General features: G+C 74.7%; 1 protein-coding gene. It reads right to left on the reverse strand.

Annotation, left to right across the window (positions count from 1 at the left end; all coding sequences use genetic code 11):
• Positions 1-1,247, reverse strand: a 1,247-nt coding sequence (locus ACFWR9_RS42720) for a zinc ribbon domain-containing protein (RefSeq protein ID WP_383853106.1), incomplete at both ends; no start/stop codon positions are given.

Consider the following 1,247-nt stretch of genomic DNA (forward strand, 5'->3'; position numbering starts at 1 on the left):
GTGTGGGTTTGGGCGAGGAGGCCGCGGGAGACGATCCGGCGGGCGGCGGCGTGGTCCCGGTCCAGTGACAGCCCGCAACCGGTGCAGTGGGCCCACTTCCAGCCCCGCTCGGTGAGCCGGTCGGGGGCGGGGTGGTGGGTCAGCGGGTTGAGGCAGGTGGGGCAGAGGCGGGAGGTGCCGCGGGCGGGCACGGTGACCACCACGATGCCGGCTTTCGCGCCCAGGTGCCGCATCGCTTCGGTGACGGTGCCGCGGACCTGCCCGGACAGCCGGGCATTACCTTTGCGGCGGCCGCGGGCCTCCAGGGTGGCGAGGTCTTCGAGGTAGATGACGGATGCGCCCAGGGCGGTGGCCTGGTCGACGGCCCAGCGGGCCGCCGCCCAGGCGAGCGCATCGTTGAGGTGCCGGATGCGGGCACATACCCGGGCGTGTTCCACCGCCAGCACCGTCGCGCGGGCGGCGTGTAGGGCCCAGTCGGCGTGTGGGGAGCCGAGACCGTCCGCCAACGCCTGGCAGTGATCGCGTTTGGCTGCGAGGTGCTCGCGGACGCCGCGCAGCCGGTGGAGTTTCGCGCTGACGGCGGTGGCGTCGAAGACCAGGGCACGTCCGTCGGTGACCACCCGCCGGCCGCTGCCCCGGCCACCTCCTCGGCCTTTGCCTTCCCGGCTTTCCTGGTGGGTGAGGCGGCCCAGGGTGCCGGTGAGCAGGGTGTTCACTCCCCAGTCGAAACCGAGCCCCACCCCATGCCCGGCCGCCTTGAGGGTGGGGGCGGGCCGGGAGTGCGGCAGGTCGACGGCGATTCGATCGGTGCGGGTGGGCCGCAGCGTCGGCATGTGCAGCACCGCATCCCACTCGACGGTGGCGGGCAGGCGGAGGTCCAGGGTGTGCCAGGCCCAGTCACGGCCCGTAGCGGGTGCCGCGCACAAGGGCAGTTTGACCCGCAGCCGGGCGCTGGCCGCATCCACCCGTTCCAGGGCGGCCTGTTGGCGGTCCATCGCCGCGAGCAGTACCTGCGGGGCGATCCGCGGCGGTTCCTCCAGGGTGCACAGTGAGGCGGGCAGGTGCCCGTGCCCGGCCAGGTGGGCGCGGATCTGCCGGGTCCGGTTACGGATCTCCGCCCCCGGCACCCCCGCCGGGAGCACAGCCCGCAACGCCGCCCACTCCGCCCCGGTGCGCCGGTGCGGGTCGGCGGGCCAGGTGGCCAGGACCGCGGCCACGATGGTCCGCCGGTGCAGGGCCAGGCGCAG

It is taken from the genome of Streptomyces sp. NPDC058534 (assembly GCF_042717365.1).
Classification (GTDB): domain Bacteria; phylum Actinomycetota; class Actinomycetes; order Streptomycetales; family Streptomycetaceae; genus Streptomyces.